12 protein-coding genes are annotated in these 19,502 nt (G+C 33.3%); 7 read left to right on the top strand and 5 right to left on the bottom strand.

Annotated features, from left to right (window positions below; genetic code table 11):
* Positions 1–166: 166 nt before the first annotated feature.
* Positions 167–1,000: a DUF4382 domain-containing protein gene (locus Q4Q40_RS15835; protein ID WP_303302881.1), complete on the bottom strand. Its 834-nt coding sequence runs from the start codon at positions 998–1,000 to the stop codon at positions 167–169.
* Positions 1,001–1,253: 253 nt separating this feature from the next.
* Between Q4Q40_RS15835 and Q4Q40_RS15830 the strand changes: the two genes are divergently transcribed.
* Positions 1,254–2,006: an SDR family NAD(P)-dependent oxidoreductase gene (locus Q4Q40_RS15830; RefSeq protein ID WP_303302964.1), complete on the top strand. Its 753-nt coding sequence runs from the start codon at positions 1,254–1,256 to the stop codon at positions 2,004–2,006.
* Positions 2,007–2,048: 42 nt separating this feature from the next.
* Positions 2,049–3,182, top strand: coding sequence for an ATP-binding protein (locus Q4Q40_RS15825; protein ID WP_303302880.1), 1,134 nt, complete (start codon positions 2,049–2,051; stop codon positions 3,180–3,182).
* A gap of 138 nt (positions 3,183–3,320) precedes the next feature.
* Here Q4Q40_RS15825 and Q4Q40_RS15820 read toward each other — a convergent pair whose 3' ends face one another.
* The 3 genes from Q4Q40_RS15820 to amaB form a co-directional block, all read right to left on the bottom strand.
* Positions 3,321–4,511, bottom strand: coding sequence for a DUF1501 domain-containing protein (locus Q4Q40_RS15820; RefSeq protein ID WP_303302879.1), 1,191 nt, complete (start codon positions 4,509–4,511; stop codon positions 3,321–3,323).
* A gap of 2 nt (positions 4,512–4,513) precedes the next feature.
* Positions 4,514–5,887, bottom strand: coding sequence for a DUF1800 domain-containing protein (locus Q4Q40_RS15815; RefSeq protein WP_303302878.1), 1,374 nt, complete (start codon positions 5,885–5,887; stop codon positions 4,514–4,516).
* Between the two features lie 355 nt (positions 5,888–6,242).
* The gene (amaB, locus tag Q4Q40_RS15810) at positions 6,243–7,796 is read right to left on the bottom strand and encodes an L-piperidine-6-carboxylate dehydrogenase (protein ID WP_303302877.1); all 1,554 of its coding nucleotides are present in this window, start codon (positions 7,794–7,796) and stop codon (positions 6,243–6,245) included.
* 123 nt (positions 7,797–7,919) lie between these two features.
* Between amaB and Q4Q40_RS15805 the strand changes: the two genes are divergently transcribed.
* Positions 7,920–9,032 carry an isoaspartyl peptidase/L-asparaginase family protein gene (locus tag Q4Q40_RS15805; protein WP_303302876.1) on the top strand — a complete coding sequence of 371 codons (1,113 nt, stop codon included), beginning with the start codon at positions 7,920–7,922 and terminating at the stop codon, positions 9,030–9,032.
* 34 nt (positions 9,033–9,066) lie between these two features.
* Here Q4Q40_RS15805 and Q4Q40_RS15800 read toward each other — a convergent pair whose 3' ends face one another.
* Complete coding sequence (locus Q4Q40_RS15800; RefSeq protein ID WP_303302875.1) at positions 9,067–9,540, bottom strand: CAP domain-containing protein; 474 nt, start codon at positions 9,538–9,540, stop codon at positions 9,067–9,069.
* Positions 9,541–9,732: 192 nt separating this feature from the next.
* Between Q4Q40_RS15800 and Q4Q40_RS15795 the strand changes: the two genes are divergently transcribed.
* The 4 genes from Q4Q40_RS15795 to Q4Q40_RS15780 all read left to right on the top strand — a co-directional run bounded on the left by Q4Q40_RS15795 (position 9,733) and on the right by Q4Q40_RS15780 (position 19,496).
* Positions 9,733–15,285: an alpha-2-macroglobulin family protein gene (locus Q4Q40_RS15795; RefSeq protein ID WP_303302873.1), complete on the top strand. Its 5,553-nt coding sequence runs from the start codon at positions 9,733–9,735 to the stop codon at positions 15,283–15,285.
* A gap of 209 nt (positions 15,286–15,494) precedes the next feature.
* On the top strand, positions 15,495–16,226 hold the full coding sequence (locus Q4Q40_RS15790; protein WP_303302872.1) for a YqjF family protein: 732 nt from the start codon (positions 15,495–15,497) through the stop codon (positions 16,224–16,226).
* 212 nt (positions 16,227–16,438) lie between these two features.
* Positions 16,439–18,790, top strand: a complete 2,352-nt coding sequence (gene pbpC / locus Q4Q40_RS15785) for a penicillin-binding protein 1C (RefSeq protein ID WP_303302871.1) — start codon at positions 16,439–16,441, stop codon at positions 18,788–18,790.
* Positions 18,791–18,899: 109 nt separating this feature from the next.
* Positions 18,900–19,496, top strand: coding sequence for a hypothetical protein (locus Q4Q40_RS15780; protein WP_303302870.1), 597 nt, complete (start codon positions 18,900–18,902; stop codon positions 19,494–19,496).
* The last annotated feature ends 6 nt before the right edge of the window (positions 19,497–19,502 follow it).

Below are 19,502 nucleotides of genomic sequence, written 5' to 3'. Positions count from 1 at the left end.
TCTTTTTATCCTGTTAATAATTGGTTAAAATATTTAAGAAACTTCGTTAATAATTGCTTAAAAACAAAAAGAGTAGTTTCTTTCGAAACTACTCTTTTTGTTTTTACTTTTTTTTATTAATCTGTTACAGTAAACCTATATGTTTCAACAGGTTTTAATACTAAATCTATAGAACAGGTTGAAGCACTGTAACCTGTCCATTAACCACTTCTATATTAGAGATCGTTGTTACTTTATATTTAGAATTTGAATCTACTGGTGTTAGTACAACCTCGTACGTTCCTGTTGGAACTCCCCAAAGCGCAAAATAGCCTACAAAATTAGTATATGCAGATATAATTTCGTCATCATCTGTTTCTGGTGTTCCCTTAGTATCTTTTACAGAAACTATGGTTGGTTCGTCTGCAGGAGACACAGCGCCTTCTATAATTCCAGAACTTACCTCTGTCATGGATCTCATTATCGGACTTAAACTAATATTTCCTGGTTTTCCTGAAAACACAACCGATTTATCAACATTGAGATCTAAAACAAAATCATAAGTAAAACCTGCTTCTATTAATGCATCTAACTTTAATTTTAAACCAGACCGTTGCGCCATTGTTGTTTTTAAATCAAGTGTCTCATCTATATCAAAACCATTCTTAAAAACAATGGTATTATTATCTCCTAACACCAGTTTAATTTGTTTTAGGTTTCCAGCAGGAATAGCAGATTTATTTACTAAAACTTTATTAGTCCCTTTAGTAAGATTAAGCGAGTTTAAGGTCTTTGCATTTAAATCAAGTGGTATCCATTCACTTTTATCGTCATTCATTTTAACCATAACATCAACCACATCAACATTTACTGCTTCAAAATTTCCAGATTCATCTACTAATTTAATAGTAATGGTTGGTGCTGGTAAATTTTCTTTATTCGATTCCGAATTATTACATCCAAAAAGAGAAATAAACACTATAGAAAGCAGGGGTAATTTTAACTTATTTATAATTCTCATAAATATCTGGTTTTGAAGCTAAAGTTTGTCTCTATGAACTAAAACTATACTTAAATAGTTTACATTTTAGAAATGCAAGTTAAAAACTACCATTCCTATCACCTGTAACAAACTAACAGCCAAGGATTAATTATAATTTCAAAACAATTATACAATTTTAAACCAGTTTTAAGTATTTTTATACGTGAATTGCTAAAAAAGACATATAAACTGTAAAAAACACGAAAAAATGTCTTTTAATTATATTGATAAAATGAAAAAAACAGCCCTAATTACAGGAGCAACAAGTGGTATTGGTGAAGCAACTGCTTATGAATTTGCAAAACATGGTATTAATTTAGTATTATGCGGAAGGCGCTTAGGACGCCTGAACACAATAAAAAAAGCCCTAGAACGATTAACTGATGTTCATATTTTAAACTTTGATGTGCGCGATAAAGAAAAAGCACTTCAAGCCATTGAATCACTCCCTAACGCTTTTAATAATATTGATATTTTAATAAATAATGCTGGTAATGCACATGGTTTAGACACTATAAATGAAGGAAATATTGATGACTGGGATGCTATGATGGATATTAATGTGAAAGGATTGCTATATGTAAGTAAAGCTGTTATTCCACAAATGACTGTTCGTCAATCGGGACACATTATTAATATTGGTTCTTCGGCAGGCAAGGAGGTTTACCCAAAAGGAAATGTGTACTGCGCTAGTAAGCATGCCGTTTTAGCCATTACAGAAGGTATGCGTATAGATTTAAATCCATTTGGAATCAAAGTAGGAGCTGTAAACCCTGGATTGGTAGAAACCGAATTCTCACAGGTTCGTTTTAAAGGTGATAAAGTTGCCGACTCCGTTTACAAAGGGTTTAAAGCTTTACAGGCTAAAGATATTGCAGAGATTATTTATTTTGTTATTTCACGTCCTGCACATGTAAATATTGCAGACCTATTGGTATTTCCTACTGCTCAAGCTAGCAGTACGGTTGTTAAAAAGGATTTATAAACTAAAATTCATGAGATTCCTGCCTTCGCATGAATGACAGATATGATTAATAAACGCCTTCTCATAAAACATCTCTTAGCTCATAATGACGAGAACAGTTTTTATGATAAAAAGCGAAAAGTAAATATTAGTCATAAGGAAGGAAAAGCTAAATTCTTAAAACATATCTGTGCACTCTCTAACAGCAATCCAAAAAACAACTCTTATATCGTTATTGGTGTTGAAGATGAAGATAATGATATTATTGGTGTCGATTTTTTTGATGACAGTAAAATACAAAACCTTATTAACGCCTATTTAAGTCACCCTCCAATAGTACAATATGAAAACATTCCATTTCCACACCTTCCTGATAACAAAGTTATCGGCTTAGTAACTATTAGACCTACTGGTAAAATTACATCTCTTAGAAAAAACATTTGGAAATACTACGGTGGCTCTGTGTTTTTTAGAGATGGCAGTATGAGTATGCCCAAGGTATTTGATATCGAAATAAAAGATGTTAATTCTAAAATTGTTGAGGCCATTGAGAATAATGCACAAAACAATATAGAACATACATTAAATGGTGTTTTCGATTTTATGAATACACGTAAAGACTACAATGCGCAATATAAAGTTTTTAAAGAGTACTTTGTAGTATGTTGGGCAGGACAAAAAAAGGTTGTAAAGAACAAAGTTTTCTTTTCCAGAGTGGATATCGAGTTGATAAACGAACAGGTGCGTTTATTCTTTTCTGCCTTAGATGAAGTTTCTATTTCATTTGATGATGATAGTTTTAAGATCATTGAATACGTAGATCTTGGTCTTCAAAATTCTAATAAATATTATCAATTGGAAGAAACAACCATTCGTTTCGAAAACAATGCAAGCTACACGATTGATACAAAGCTATTATTTGAGCCTCCTCAATTTGATAAAAAAGCACTACACCACATTTATAACACCAATAATGCTATTTTAGAAAAACTTAAAAAGAAACTTACGCTCACAAAAAGAGAAGAAATAGATTTAAAAAATTTACCTGGAACTTACCTTATATGTTTCCTTAATTCATTTCAGGACGCCATTAATAAGCTTAATGAGGCAAAACCTTATTTAAAAACCCATAGTAATGAGCTATATAATCTTTACAAAGAATCCCTTCGTATTTTAAGAAAAGTCAAATACAGTTAACATTTGTTAATAAATTTGACCTACAAATTTTTTATACGCATGAAAAATGGTTAGCTTTGCAGTGCTATTAATCACTTTTGAATAAAACCTTGTTTCTCCCGAAAAAATTCGGCATTGAAGCAAGGTTTTTTTTTATGCTTAAATAAAATCTAGTTGATTAAACGATTTATTCAAAACAACCTTATCATTTACTTCCAGCCATTTATTTAAAACGGTGGCATAAATGGTTCTAAAATCTATTTCGAATTTTAAATCGCCATTATCATCTAAATTGCTTAAACTAGATACATCATTATAAAATCCTTGTTTTTTTAGCTGGTCTCCTATAATAAAAACATTATTAGCTGCACCATGATCGGTTCCCATACCTGCATTTTGTTTTACCCGTCTGCCAAATTCAGAAAAGGTTAAAATTAGAGTGTCTTTAAAAGTATTATTTTCTTTTAAATCACTAACAAACGCTTCTATACTATTAGCATAAACACCTAATAGTCTGTTTTGTGTGTTTTTTTGGTTTGCATGTGTATCAAATCCGCCTAAAGAGGCATAAAACACTTTTGTTTGCAAGCCCGAATTAATAAACTGCGCGGTTGTTTTTAACTGATTTCCAAATTGATTTTTCGGGTAACCGTCCTTAGCCGAAACGGTTTTACTTGTTTCATAAATATATTTGGCTGAAGACTCTGCCGATATCATAGATTTATATAAGTATCCTAAATTGTGTTCACTAAGGTGGACGTCGTTTTGATGTTTCAATACGTTTTTAAAATAAGGGTCTCTGGACATGTTATACAAAACTTTTGGATTTTGTGTAGCGATTCCATTAAATTTATTTCCTTTTAAGGCAATAGATAAACTTTCGTTTAATTCAATAGCATGATACGGATGTTTAGCAGAATGGTCTAAATAACGACCAATCCAACCCTCTTGTAAATACTCATTAGAGCCACTTGCTGTATGCCAAATGTCCATCGATCTAAAATGAGACCTAACAGGGTTAGGATACCCTACACCATTAATAATAGAAAGATTTCCATTATCGTATAAACGTTTTAGAGGCAATAAACTCGGGTGCAACCCTATGTCGTCATTAAGTTTTATAACATCGGTTTTTGATAACGCTATGGTTGGACGTTCTTTATAATAGATATCGTTTCTATAAGGTATAACCGTATTTAAACCATCATTCCCTCCAGACAATTGAATAATAACTAAACGTTTATAACCTAAGCTACTACTGGCAACTTCTTCAAAAGCTTTTACAAAACTTGGCACAAAGAACAAACTACTTGCCAATGTTGAATTCTTTAAAAATTTTCTTCTGTCCATAACTAACACATTTGATATTCTGGCAACGACATTAACTGAATACAATAATCTCGTTTAGCCCCTTTTTTCAATGACTGTAAATAATCTTCCGTTTTAGAATTAATATGACATTGTAGTAAATGGTTTTCCAATGCTTCTAAAGACACTTCTTTAAAATTCGTATTAAAAACATTCCAATTAGCCTCCACTTTAAATCGGTTATTTTTATTTCTATTTTTAGAGGACATAGCCATCATACTATCAGAGTCATCCGCTTCAATTTTAGAAATATAAGCATTGTTCAATAGTACGGAAGGCAATTTTAGCCGAAACATAATCGTATTACTGTCTATCCAACTTCTTCCGCCTTTCCAGCCCGCTACATTGGGTGGGTTTAACAATGTTTGCCCTAATACTTTTTGAATATATAGCAATTGTCTTGAGTTTTTAAATTGAACGGGGACAATACCATTTATACCAACTAAAAACTCAATAGGAGATTTAATTTTTGTTCCTATATTTTCATCATCATAAAACCAATCGGAAAGAAATAAATGCCGCATCAGTTTTTCAATATTATAATTAGGGTAAAAAACACCTACCATTTCATCTATATGCTCTTTACGAACAACATCACTCACAAAATATTTGTATATTTTTTCACAAATATATCTGGCACATTGTTCTTTTTCTAAAATGATATCGATAATAGCTTCGCCATCAAAATTCCCTGTTTTACCAAAAAATGTTTTATTACCAGTGTCATGCAGAGCTTTTCTTAAAACAAATTCTCCTTTAAAATTATGATTATACCCTGTAAAAGCACGGGCACTTTCTTTAATATCCTGTTCTGTATAATTGCCAACGCCTAAAGTGAATAATTCCATAAGTTCTCTGGCAAAATTTTCATTAGGCTTTTGCTTTCTGTTTTGTTTCGTATTTAAATACTTTGTCATGGCTGCTTCTTTTGAAATAGCCTTTACAAAATCTCTAAAATTGCCTAAAGCATGCTTACGTAATGTGTTATTAAACTGTTGAATAAATAAAATATTATTGTCTTCGCATACAAAATGGTTCGCCCAAAATAAGGTCATTTTTTCACGTAGCAGTTCGTCTGTATTTGCTAATCTGCCTATCCATGCAACATTTAATTCAATCCTCTTTTTTCGACTAATTTCTTGAAATTTCTTTCTGTTTTCTTTTGTAAAATCAGATCTGCTGGCAAACAAAGCATTAATTTCGGAAGTATCTACTTTTAGAGGTGTAACACTTTTTGAAGCTTTAAAAAGATGCTCAACAATTTCTATTTTACTATTTTTTGATAAAGTATTAAGTGGGGCTGGCAAAATACCAAAACCTGTACGCCAATATAAATGCTGAATATGTTTATGTTTCATAATTGAAAACTTTAATAATCTATTGAAGTATACTAAATAGACTTTTAAAAAGCAAAAAGGTTTAAAATTAGAAACTTAGAACCACCATAAACATTTTTATTGAGCTCAAAATACGGTTAAATCCAGGCACTTTAGTGCATGTCGATTTCAGATTCTAAAAACTTTTGACATGAATTTTCACAAAGCAAGCTTTCAATCTGCCAAAGTAAATCTATGGGTTTCCCAATAATACTTTAGTTTACAACATTTCACACGAAAAAGCCCAAACGGATTTTAAAAACCTGTCTGGGCTGAATTAAAATATTTATTTTTTATTAATAGTTCACTTTAAAGTGAAGCTGAAAGTAAGAGCGCATTACAAATCAAACTTAATTCCTTGCGCCAAAGGCAATTCAGCTGTGTAATTAATCGTATTTGTTTGACGTCTCATATATACTTTCCAAGCATCAGAACCAGATTCACGACCACCTCCTGTTTCTTTTTCGCCACCAAAAGCACCACCAATCTCGGCTCCAGAGGTTCCTATATTTACATTAGCAATACCACAATCTGAACCAGCAACAGACAAGAAACGTTCTGCTTCTCTTAAGTTATTAGTCATAATCGCAGAACTTAACCCTTGTGCTACCTCATTTTGAATAGCAATGGCGTTTTCAACTTCACCCGAATATTTTAATAAATATAAAACAGGCGCAAAGGTTTCATGCTGAACAATTTTAAAGTGAGATTTTGCTTCAGCAATAGCAGGTCTTACATAACATCCACTTTCGTAACCTTCACCAGAGAGCACACCCCCTTCAACAACAATATTCCCTCCTTCTTCTACAACTTGAGTCAGTGCATTATTATACATAGTTACTGCATCCGTATCAATTAACGGTCCTACATGATTATTTTCATCTAACGGGTTCCCAATACGTAATTGTTTATACGCATCAACCACCGCATTTTTAACCTGATCGTAAATGCTTTCATGGATAATTAAACGTCGTGTCGAAGTACAACGCTGCCCCGCAGTACCCACAGCTCCAAAAACAGCTCCAATAACAGTCATTTTAATATCGGCATCTGGAGTTACAATAATGGCATTATTACCACCTAACTCTAACAAACTTTTCCCTAAACGCGCTGCCACTTCCTGTGCTACAATTTTACCCATTCTGGTAGAACCTGTAGCAGAAATTAATGGTATACGAGCATCTTTCGTCATAAACTCACCCACTTCATAATTGCCATTAATTAAATTACAAATACCTTCTGGCAAGTTATTTTCTTTAAAAACCTCAGCTGCGATATTCTGGCAAGCAACACCACACATAGGTGTTTTTTCAGAAGGTTTCCAAACACAAACATCTCCACAAATCCAAGCCAAAGCAGTATTCCATGCCCAAACAGCCACTGGAAAATTGAATGCAGATATAATCCCAACCACACCTAATGGGTGATATTGCTCGTACATTCTATGCCCTGGACGTTCCGAATGCATTGTTAAACCATGAAGCTGGCGGGATAGCCCTACTGCAAAATCACAGATATCAATCATTTCTTGAACTTCACCCAGCCCCTCTTGGTAAGATTTACCCATTTCATAGGAAACCAATTTACCTAAAGCTTCTTTCTTTTCTCTTAGTTTTTCACCAAACTGACGTACAATTTCGCCGCGCTGTGGTGCAGGCATGGTTCTCCAGGTTTTAAAAGCACTTGTTGCTCTGTCCATAACCACCTCATAATCTTCCTTAGTGGTTGTTTTTACCTTACCAATAAGTTGACCATCTACAGGAGAAAAAGATTCTATAATATCGCCATTGGAAAAACTATTTGAACCTGTTGAAGTACCTTCGTTTACACCTTCTACACCTAAAGTTTTAAGTGCTTTATCTATTCCAAAATCAGTTGTTATTGCTTGCATTGATTATTGAATTATTATTTATAATAAAATTATCTTGCGAATATAGCAATAAAAACTCTCTTTTATCCAAATTTGGTAATGATAAAACTGCTAACTTTAATGCGTTAATCAATTTTAATTTTCATGAAAAAATCTATCTACATTTTAATAATTACTTTATTGTTCTTTAGCTGTAAAGAGAAAGGTAAATTAATAGACTCTAATCCTCAAGAGAATTATCAATACAACACTGAAATAGAGTCAAATACAAATAAAACAGCCCCTTTAAATAATGAAAAAACAAATGAGTTTTCAATAATAATCCATGGAGGTGCTGGTACTATTTTAAGAAAAAACATGTCTCCAGAAAAAGAAGCAGCTTACAAAGCTACTCTAGAAGAAGCTATTAAAGTTGGTTATAATATTTTAAAAAATGGTGGGTCCAGTCTTGATGCAGTACAAAAAACAATCAATATCATGGAAGATTCCCCTTTATTTAATGCTGGTAAAGGTGCCGTTTTTACCAATACAGGTACTAACGAACATGACGCTTCTATTATGGACGGGAAATCCTTAGATGCTGGAGCATCAGCAGGAACAACCATTGTAAAAAATCCCATAAATTTAGCCAGAGCAGTTATGAGCAATTCACCTCACGTTATGCTATCAGGAAAAGGCGCTAATACCTTTGCAAAAGAGCAAGGTTTACAAATTGTAGAATCTAATTATTTCTATACTGAAAAACGTTATAAATCACTTGAAAAAATAAAAGAAGCTGAGAAACTTGAATTAGAGAACAGTGATAAAATGGCTTTCTATGATGAAACTATTAAGAACTCCAAATTTGGTACCGTTGGCTGCGCGGCACTTGATAAAAACGGCAATTTAGCTGCTGGAACCTCAACAGGAGGCATGACCAATAAACGCTGGGGGCGTATTGGAGACTCTCCTATTATTGGAGCAGGCACTTACGCAAATAACAATACCTGCGCAGTCTCTAGTACAGGATGGGGAGAATATTTTATTCGTGCTATGGTAGCTCACGATATTTCTGCACTTATGGAGTATAAAAACCTATCTCTGCAAGAAGCTGCTAAAGAAGTTATTCAAAATAAACTAACAACATTAGGAGGTACTGGAGGCATTGTTGCAATCGATAAAAATGGGAATATGGTTGCAGAATTTAATACTGCGGGTATGTACCGAGCAACAATGAACGATACAGGGGAATTATCCATTGGTATCTATAAAAATTAATAATATATCAGTCAGTCTGAGACATCTGCTAAAATTATTTTTTTAGAAAAATTTGCGTGTAATAATAATATCCTTCATTGTTTTGAATAGCACTAATACCTATATGTGTAAAATCACCTTCTATATTGTCTCTGTGTCCTTTGCTATCTAACCAAGCTGTCATAACATCCTCCGCAGATTTTTGTTTAGCTGCTACATTTTCACCCACACCTTTAGCATTTTCCTCATCAAACAACCTATCTGCTCGATCATCAAAATTTTCATGGCTGATCTCTCCTTGACTAATCATGAATATATTGTGTTCTTCAGCTAAATCTTCCGCCAAAGTATTAGTCTCTAAAACTTGTTTCCCTATACTTAATCTATGTTCGTTTACTAATTGAAGTATATTAGTTGTTATTTCCATTTCGACATCGGTAGTCGAATCGTCTTTCGAACACGCTGTGTTGCAAGTTAATATGGTAAAAAAGGCTAATGCAAGTCCTGCTTTTAATAATATTTTTTTCATGAATTATGTGATTTGAGGCTTTTAAATATACGTTTTATTTAACTTTATGGTTTACTTAGCTACTTAAAATCTTATAATTAATTTAACATATAACAAAAATCTAAAGAATAAAATTCGAACGTAAATTAGTTTAACAAGAAACAACCTACACTTTCTTTTTGAGTTCATTTTTCATCTAAAAACCTCTACCCTATGCTATTAAAAAAATTATTCACTTTTGTAGTACTTATTGTTTTAGCAACATCCTGTAAAAAGAAAGTCGTTGAAACTGATAACCTTTTTAAATTTAAAGATTACATAAGTTATACCTCATCTGGTTTAACATCGGTGATGAGTCCCATTGAAATAAATTTAACCGAAGATGTTGAAGGCTGGGAAATGGGTCAGGAAATTACAGATCGTATCGTTTCTATAAGCCCACATGTGCAAGGAAAGTTAGTAGTAGCCAATAAGCATGCTTTATTGTTTACTCCAGATGAACCACTTCAATCATCTACAGAATACGCTGTTACAGTGAAGCTATCTGAAATTTATAAAGACCTTCCTAAAGATTTTAACACCTATACTTTTCAGTTTAAAACCATACCCCCTAGCTTTAATATTACAACCAATAATCTTCAATCTTATAGTAAAAAATGGCAGTATTTAGAGGGCGTTATTAAATCAGCAGATATCATTTCTTTAGAAAAGGCCGAGCAATTAGTGAAAGCCTCTCAAAACGGAAACAACTTAAATATTGTCTTTAATGAAGCTAATGAAAAAAGCAACATTTTCGATTTTAAAATAGATAGTATTAATCGTTTAATTGATGATAGTCATATTCTTGTTTCTTGGGATGGAAAGTCCATTGATGCCGCTAACGAAGGGGAAAACGAAATAATTATTCCTGGAATAAATAACTTTACAATTACCAAAACAGATGTTATTCAATCACCAGAACAGCATCTATTGATTAATTTCTCAGATCCCCTAAAAAAACAACAAAACTTTGATGGCTTAATAACACTTCAAAACGTAAAGAAACCAAAATATGTAGTTGATGGCAATGTACTAAAAGTATACCCAGATACTAAATTGGTAGGTAATATTAATGTTAATGTCTTTCAAGGCATTAAAAATATAGATGGTTTAAAACTTAAAAAACCTTTTTCTGAAATTATTGCTTTTGAAGCATTAAAACCACAAGTACGTTTAATTAGTAATGGTAGTATTTTACCAAATTCAGAAGCATTAAAATTCAATTTCGAAGCCGTTAACTTGAGTGCTGTTGATGTTAGAGTTATTAAAATTTTCGAAGATAATATTCTTCAATTTTTGCAAGACAATAACATGAATAGTAATAACAGCCATGAAATTAGAAAAGTGGGACGTCGGATTGCAAAAAAAACAATTCCATTAGTCTCAGAAACTGAAAACACAGGAAAATGGAAAGCGTACAGCATTGATTTATCAAAGTTTTTTAAAGCCGATCCAGGTGCTATTTATCGTGTAGAAGTTAGCTTTAACAAAAACCATTCATTGTATGATTGCGATGCTGTTGTAAAAGTGAATACTAATGAAGATAGTGATGAATATTATGAAGACGATTACAGCAACGAAACGATTGAAGATGAAGAATTAAAAGAGGAGGCCTATTGGAATAATCTAAACTACAGATACCGAAACTACTCGTATAACTGGCGTGAACGAGAAAACCCTTGTCATGATGCCTATTATAGTGAAAACCGTATTGTATCTCAAAACCTAATTGCTTCAAATTTGGGAGTCATTGCAAAACAAGGAACTAATAACTCATATTACTTTGCAGTTACTAATATTTTAAACACCAACCCAGAGGCAAATGCAACGGTAACACTTTATAATTTTCAACAACAAAAATTAGAAGAAACAACTACAGATAATGAAGGTTTAGTAACCATTGATGCTGAAAAACATGCATCATTTGCTATTGTTTCTAAAGGAAATAACGTTAGCTACATAAAACTTCATCATGGCAATTCATTATCACTAAGTAAATTTGATGTTTCTGGAAATAGATTACAACGCGGACTTAAAGGATATATTTATGGTGAACGTGGTGTTTGGCGACCTGGAGACACATTACACTTAGCATTCATGTTAAACGACCAAGCTAATAACCTTCCTAAAAAGCATCCTGTTAAACTAGAAATTACAGATCCTAATGGAAAATTAGTTTATAAAAAAGTTACTACAGATAATATTGATAACTTTTTCAAATTCACAGTTCCAACATCTTCAGAAGATAAAACAGGAAGCTATAATGCTAAAGTTTCTGTTGGTGGGGCAGTATTTCAAAAAGGCTTAAAAATTGAAACGGTAAAACCTAACCGATTAAAAATTAAAATTGATTTTGAAAACGATATTCTTACAAGTACAGCTCCTTTAAAAGGAGATTTAGAAGTAAAATGGCTTCATGGTGCTCCAGGAAAAAACTTAAATGCCGAAATAAAAGCAAAATTCAGCACCTCTTATACTAGCTTTAAGAATTATAAGAAATATACGTTTAACGACCCCACACGTAAATTTAATACTGAAGAAATTAATATTTTTAAGGGGAAAGTAAACGAGGAAGGCATCGCTAAAATCACTAATAAAATTGCAGTTGGTAAAAATGCTCCTGGCATGTTAAATGTTCAGTTTTTAGTACGTGCTTTCGAAAATGGTGGTGATTTCTCATTAGATGCCTTCACAAAACAGTATGCACCTTACAAGTCTTTTGTTGGTTTACGTTCTCCTAAAGGAAATGCCTATGGTTCTTATTTTACAGATGAAAACCAAAGCTTTGATGTAGTGGTGGTAGACCCAAAAGGCAGGCCTATAAAACGAAACAACCTAGAGGTTAAAGTCTATAAAATTGAATGGCGTTGGTGGTGGAATTCGTCTTACGATAATCTATCAAGTTATGTTTCCAGCAACTACCACAGACCTTATTTAAACTCTAAAATAAATACCGATGCTAACGGAAAAGCAACACTAAACATAAAGATTCCAGATGGCGAACGCGGACGCTACCTAATAAGAATCACAGACCCTGTAAGTGGTCATGCCACAGGAAGAACTGCCTATTTTTATAAAAACTGGTGGCAAAACTCATCTTCTAGTGATAAAGGTGCTGCAAAAATGCTTGTTTTCTCAGCAGATAAAGAAACCTATAATGTAGGCGAAACAGCTAAAGTAACTTTTCAATCGGGCAGTGAAGGTCGTGCATTGGTAAGTATTGAAAACGGCACAGAAGTATTAGATTATAAATGGGTAAAAACAGCACCAGGGGAAACCGTAGTTGACATTCCTGTTACTTCTGAAATGGCACCTAATGTATTTATCAATATTTCACTATTACAACCACATGCTATTTCTGCTAACGATTTACCAATTCGTTTGTTTGGAGTCATTCCTATGATGGTAGAGGATCCGAATACCAAACTAGAACCTGAATTAAAAATGCCCAATACCTTACGTCCCGAGCAAGAATTTAAAGTAACCGTTTCAGAAAAAAACAAAAAAGCCATGACTTATACCATCGCTATGGTAGAAGAAGGTTTGTTAGATTTAACACGTTTTAAAACACCAAATGCATGGAATTCTTTTTATGCTCGTGAAGCTTTAGGCGTAAAAACCTGGGATGTTTTTGATGACGTTATTGGTGCTTATTCTGGTAGTATAGATCAAGTTTTTGCCATAGGTGGTGATGGCAGTGCTGCTGGTGGAAAAAACAAAAAAGCAAACCGCTTTAAACCTGTGGTTACTTATTTAGGTCCATTCACTTTAGATGCTGGTGATAGTAAAACGCATAAAATAAAAATGCCAAATTACATTGGTGCCGTAAGAACGATGGTGGTTGCTGGAAATAATACCACCGAAGCTTATGGAAGTACAGATAAGTCTGTAGAAGTGAAAAAACCTTTAATGGTATTAGCATCGCTTCCGCGGAAATTAAGCCCTGGAGAAAAAGTAACACTCCCAGTAACTGTTTTTGCTATGGAGTCTAAAGTTAAGAATGTAAAAATTAGCTTAAAACTTAGTCATGGTATTTCCATTGTTGGAAACAAATCAAAGACACTTAGTTTTCCTAAACCAGATGAGCAAATGACGTACTTTGAATTGGATGTTAGTAAAGCTAAAGGTATTAATACTGTAGAGGTTATTGCCACTGGAAACGGTGAAAAATCAACTTATAAAGTAGAACTTGATGTTATTAATCCAAATCCTATTACATCAAAACCAATAGATCAGATTTTAGAAGCAAAAGCATCAGCGTCTATTGCATTCTCAACATTTGGAGTTTACGGAACAAATTCAGCAACTCTGGAATTTTCAACAATGCCTCCAATGGATTTCTCACGCAGATTGCAATACTTAATTCAGTACCCACATGGATGCGTGGAACAAACAACATCAAGCGTATTTCCGCAGTTGTTTTTAAACGATATTTTCGATTTAACACACGATAAAAAGCAACGTATTAAGAATAATATTGAGAACGGCATCAAACGTTTAGGTCATTTTCAAAGACCAAATGGAGGTTTAAGCTATTGGATGGGTGAAAATAACACCAACGACTGGGGCTCCAGTTATGCTGGTCATTTCATGCTAGAAGCCGAAAAGAAAGGTTTTGTTTTACCTCTTACATTTAAAAGCAATTGGATTAAATACCAACAACAAGCAGCAAGAAATTGGAGACCAAGTTACAAATCGTATAATTCTGATTTAGCGCAAGCTTATAGACTGTATACGCTAGCCTTAGCTGGACAAGCAGATTTAGCAGCTATGAATAGACTACGTGAATTTAGTGATATATCAAACGAAGCCAAATGGCGATTAGCGGCAGCTTATGCCTTGGCAGGACAAAAAGAAGCCAGTGAGTCTATTTCGAAATTAGCAAATATTAATTTTAAACCCATTCGCTATAACTATTATACTTATGGTTCGGTAGACAGGAATCGTGCGATGGCATTAGAAACAATGGTGCTTACTAAAAACCCACAAAGACGCGAATTATCTCAATATATTGCTAAAGACTTATCAAGTAATCGCTGGATGAGTACGCAAACGACTGCTTATAGTTTATTAGCTATTGCAAAAATGGTAAACGCCAATGGCGGAAAAGCTCTTAACGTAAACTATACCGTAAATGGAAAAACAGCAACCATAAATTCTAAAAGTGCGATTGCACAACGTGAATTAAAGGTTATTGATGGAGAAAACGCTTTATCTTTCACGAATAATAAAGATAACATCGTTTATGTGCGTGTTTTAAATTCTGGAAAATTACCATTAGGTCAAGAATTAGCAGAACAACGTGGTTTGAGTGTAACCTATTCATATAAAGATTTAAAAGGAAATAGAATTAACATCACCGAGCTACAACAAGGACAAGACTTTGTGGCAACTGTAAAAGTTAGTAATCTTAAAAATGAAGCTATTAACGATGTGGCATTAACGCAAATATTTCCATCGGGTTGGGAAATTGTAAATACACGTTTTACCGATTTTGGAAATACTACAACCAGCCAAGCCAGATTCACAGACATTAGAGATGATCGTGTTAATTTCTATTTCGATTTACAACGAAAAGGAAGACAACAGAGTACCAAAACCTTTAATGTTATGCTAAACGCATCCTATTTGGGTACTTACTATTTACCTGGAGTTCAAGCAGAAGCCATGTATGATAATGAGTATTTAGTGAGGACAAAAGGAAAATGGGTTACTGTTGGCAAGTAATAAAAGGTATTAAAACTAGCTAAAAACTCCTTCCCTTGTTTTAGGGAAGGTGGATTTGATTTCAATAAAAGAAATCAAAGACAGAAGGGGCTATACACAAACTCAAAACCTATCATTTACCAGAAATTCAAGCAAAAAACGCCTTTTAATAACTTGGGTTTTAAATATATTATCAATAAGCTATATTAGTAAAAATAAGATTTTGAATCATGGAATCATCAGAAATACTAAAGCACAATTCACATAGGTCGTTTAAATATCCTAACCATTCTTGGAAATTCTACCAGGAATGGAATAAAGCGGTATTTCTACATTGGGAAGTAGCCCCTGAACTAGTCAGCCCTTTCCTTCCAAAAGGCATAAATCTAGATATTATTAACGGAAAAACGTGGGTGAGCCTCGTGGCTTTCGACATGAATAATATTGGTATTAGAAACCTTCCTAAAGTGCCTTATATTTCAGATTTTCATGAGATAAATATTAGAGTTTATATTACATGTAATAACAAACCAAGTGTTTACTTTTTAAGTATGGAAGGCAGCAAACAATCCTCTTGCAAGGTTTTAAAAACTGTCTCTAAATTCCCATATCAGTATTCAAGAATGAATAGAGATGATACTAGCTATATATCAAAAAACAAGATATTTAATGATTCTTTTAATATTGAATACAGCACAGAGAATACTCATATTGAAAAAGACGAAACCGATTTATGGCTAACCGAACGCTATGCCGTTTTTCAAGACTATAAAAATCATATTATTGAATACGATGTACATCATATAGAATGGCCCATGCAATCTATTAGCGTCAACAAACTAAATTTAAACTATCCTAGATTTAGCCATTTAATAAATAATCAACCTAATAAAATACATTACTCTAGCGGTGTGCAAGTGTTAACATGGGATAAAAGGAAACGACCAATAAGTGACTTTTAATTAAAAAACATGAAAAGACCACCTCGTCTTCAGATTTTTGAGAAATCTGAAGCCACTCCTCCTTTAAAAGGAGGAGAATTGAATAAAAATTAATTAATCGAACTAAAATTAAAATTGAAGTTAGAAATACAACTCCTTCCCTTAAAAGGGAAGGTGGATTTGATTTCATTAAAGAAATCAGAGACGGAAGGGGCAAAACACAGAAAAGGTAAATGCATAAAATAACAACCTACATAAAGCATCATAAAATTAAATCGCTAACACTAGCGGTATTATTGATTGCTTATTATTTCTGTTTACCAAAACAACTTTTTAAAGATCCAACAACAACAGTTATTACAAGTTCAAATAATAAACTATTGGGAGCTCAAATTGCCAAAGATGGTCAATGGCGATTTCCTAAAAACGATAGTATTCCAGAAAAATTTAAAACATGCATCATTCAATTCGAAGATGAATATTTTTATAAACACCCTGGTTTTAATCCCATATCGATCTTCAAAGCCTTAAGAGATAATGCAAAATCTGGTGCAGTAAAACGAGGTGGAAGTACCATTACCCAACAAGTCATTCGGTTATCTAGAAAGGGTCGATCCAGAACTTACTTCGAAAAAATTAAAGAAATTATTCTTGCAACCCGATTAGAATGTCGTGAGTCGAAAAACGAAATACTATCCTATTATAGTAGTCATGCGCCTTTTGGGGGAAACGTTGTTGGGTTAGATGCTGCTTCATGGCGTTATTTTAACAGAGACGCCAACCAATTATCTTGGGCAGAAAGCGCTACACTCGCTGTTTTGCCTAATGCTCCTAGTTTAATTTATCCAGGAAAAAACCAGGAACGATTATTAAAAAAACGTGATCGTCTTTTAAAAAAACTCTTAGAAAATAATATTATAGATTCATTAACCTATCAACTATCTATTGCCGAAGGCTTGCCTCAAAAACCTTATCCCCTGCCACAAATAGCTCCTCATTTATTACAAAGAGTAGCTCAAACCCATTACGGAAAACGAATAAAGACAACCATTGATACAAAACTCCAGCAACGTATAAATTATATTATAAAAACTCACTACAGTCAATTAAGTCAGAATGAAATTCACAATGCTTCGGTATTGGTTTTAGATGTAAAAACCAGGCAGGTTTTGGCTTATATAGGCAATACCCCAACAGATAAAGCACATCAAAAAGATGTTGATATTATTGATAAACCAAGAAGTACAGGGAGTATTTTAAAACCTTTTTTATACGCTGCAATGTTAGATGCTGGAGATTTATTACCTAATACATTGGTAGCCGATGTACCTACACAATTTGGTAGTTACAACCCAGAAAACTATAATAAATCCTATGACGGGGCAGTGCATGCAAGCAGAGCCTTATCTCGATCACTAAACGTTCCTGCTGTAAGAATGCTTCAAGAATTTGGCTTAGATCGATTTCATCATTATTTAAAAGCATTACAATTAAAAGATTTAAAATACAATGCAAATCATTATGGATTATCACTTATTTTAGGAGGAGCTGAAAGTAATCTGTGGGATTTATGTAAAAGCTATGCGGCACTCTCTTCCACTTTAAATCATTTTTCTGAAACTTCTGGCGAGTACTTTTCAAATGAGTTTTGCGAACCCACTTTCTTTGCATCTGATAAAATCGATTTTGGCAATAAAACTAATGACAAAACACTTTTTGATGCAGCTTCTATTTATTTAACTTATGAAAGTTTAAAAGAAGTAAACAGACCAGAAAGCGATGAAAGCTGGGCGTTTTTTGATAGCTCTAAAGAAATCGCATGGAAAACAGGCACCAGTTTTGGATTTCGAGATGCTTGGGCTATTGGCACTACTAAAGATTATGTTGTTGGGGTTTGGGTTGGCAATGCGGATGGGGAAGGACGACCTGGTTTAGTTGGTGTGCAAACAGCAGCTCCTATTCTGTTTGATGTGTTTGACATATTACCAAATAGCGACTGGTTTCCAATACCCTTTGACGAAATGCAAGAGATAGACATTTGTAAACAAAGCGGATATAGGGCCTCTCAAAATTGCAATACTATTGAACAAAAATTTGTTCAAGTAAGTGGTTTAAAAACAGGATCATGCCCCTATCACGTATTAATCCATGTGGATCGCAATGAATCGTTTCAAGTGAATTCCTCTTGCGAGGATTTAAGTAATATAACCCACAAATCCTGGTTTGTACTGCCGCCTTTAATGGCTTATTATTACAAAACTAAAAATCCTTTTTATAAACCACTTCCTAAGTTTAGAAGCGACTGTTTAGGACAGCAAACCATTTCGATGGCATTTATCTATCCCAAAGAAAACAACGCCATTTTTTTACCGAAAAATTTTGACGGTAAAACCAATGATCTTGTTTTAAAAATAGCGCACTCCAAACCCGAAAGCACCTTATTTTGGTATCTTGATAATACTTTTATTGGAAGCACTAAAGATATTCATGATATGGGAATCATACCTACACAAGGAGACCATACGATTACTGTAGTGGATGAATTTGGCAATGATGCAAAACGAAAGATTACAATTTCTGAATAATGTCGTCTCTTCTAGAAACTAAGTTTCTTTTAGTAAAAAAATGTTTTTTTTTGAACCTTTTATAAAATGAAGTGTATACTATAATAAACAATCATTAAACATTTTAAAAATGAAGAAAATAATATCAAAATCATTTCTAACAACTAGTATAATACTAGGCTTAACCTTACTGTCTTTTACAGGAATTAAAGAACAAACCATCAAAGGTTGGCTTTTAGCAGGAAGCAAACCAGATTCGTATGAAATCGGAGTAGTAAAAAACAAAGAAAGAGGTACCAATGTTGCTTTTATGAAATCTATTGATTCTGAAATAAATGGATTTGGTACGATTATGCAAAATTTTGAGCCTGGAAAGTTTTTAGATAAAAAGGTAAAACTTACTTGCTATATCAAATCTAAAAACATAAAAAAATGGGCAGGAATGTGGCTGAGAATTGACGGAGTGGGGAAAAAAAGTTTAGGCTTTGATAACATGCAAAATAGACCTATCAAAGGAACAACAGACTGGACTAAATATGAAATAATCCTTAAGGTCCCTAAAGAAGCTACCAACATAGCATACGGTGTTTTAACTTCGGGAACAGGAGAAGTATTGATTGATGATTTTAAATTTGAAATAGTCAGTGACGATCATAAAAATACTGGACATCAGGGCTCAATACGATTAACGAAGCCTACTAATGTTGATTTTGAAGAATCATTTTAATTATTT

Source organism: Flavivirga jejuensis (assembly GCF_030540765.1).
GTDB classification, from domain to species: domain Bacteria; phylum Bacteroidota; class Bacteroidia; order Flavobacteriales; family Flavobacteriaceae; genus Flavivirga; species Flavivirga jejuensis.
The sequence above is the reverse complement of the archived record's forward strand: the minus strand, read 5'-3'. Positions and strand labels throughout refer to the sequence as shown.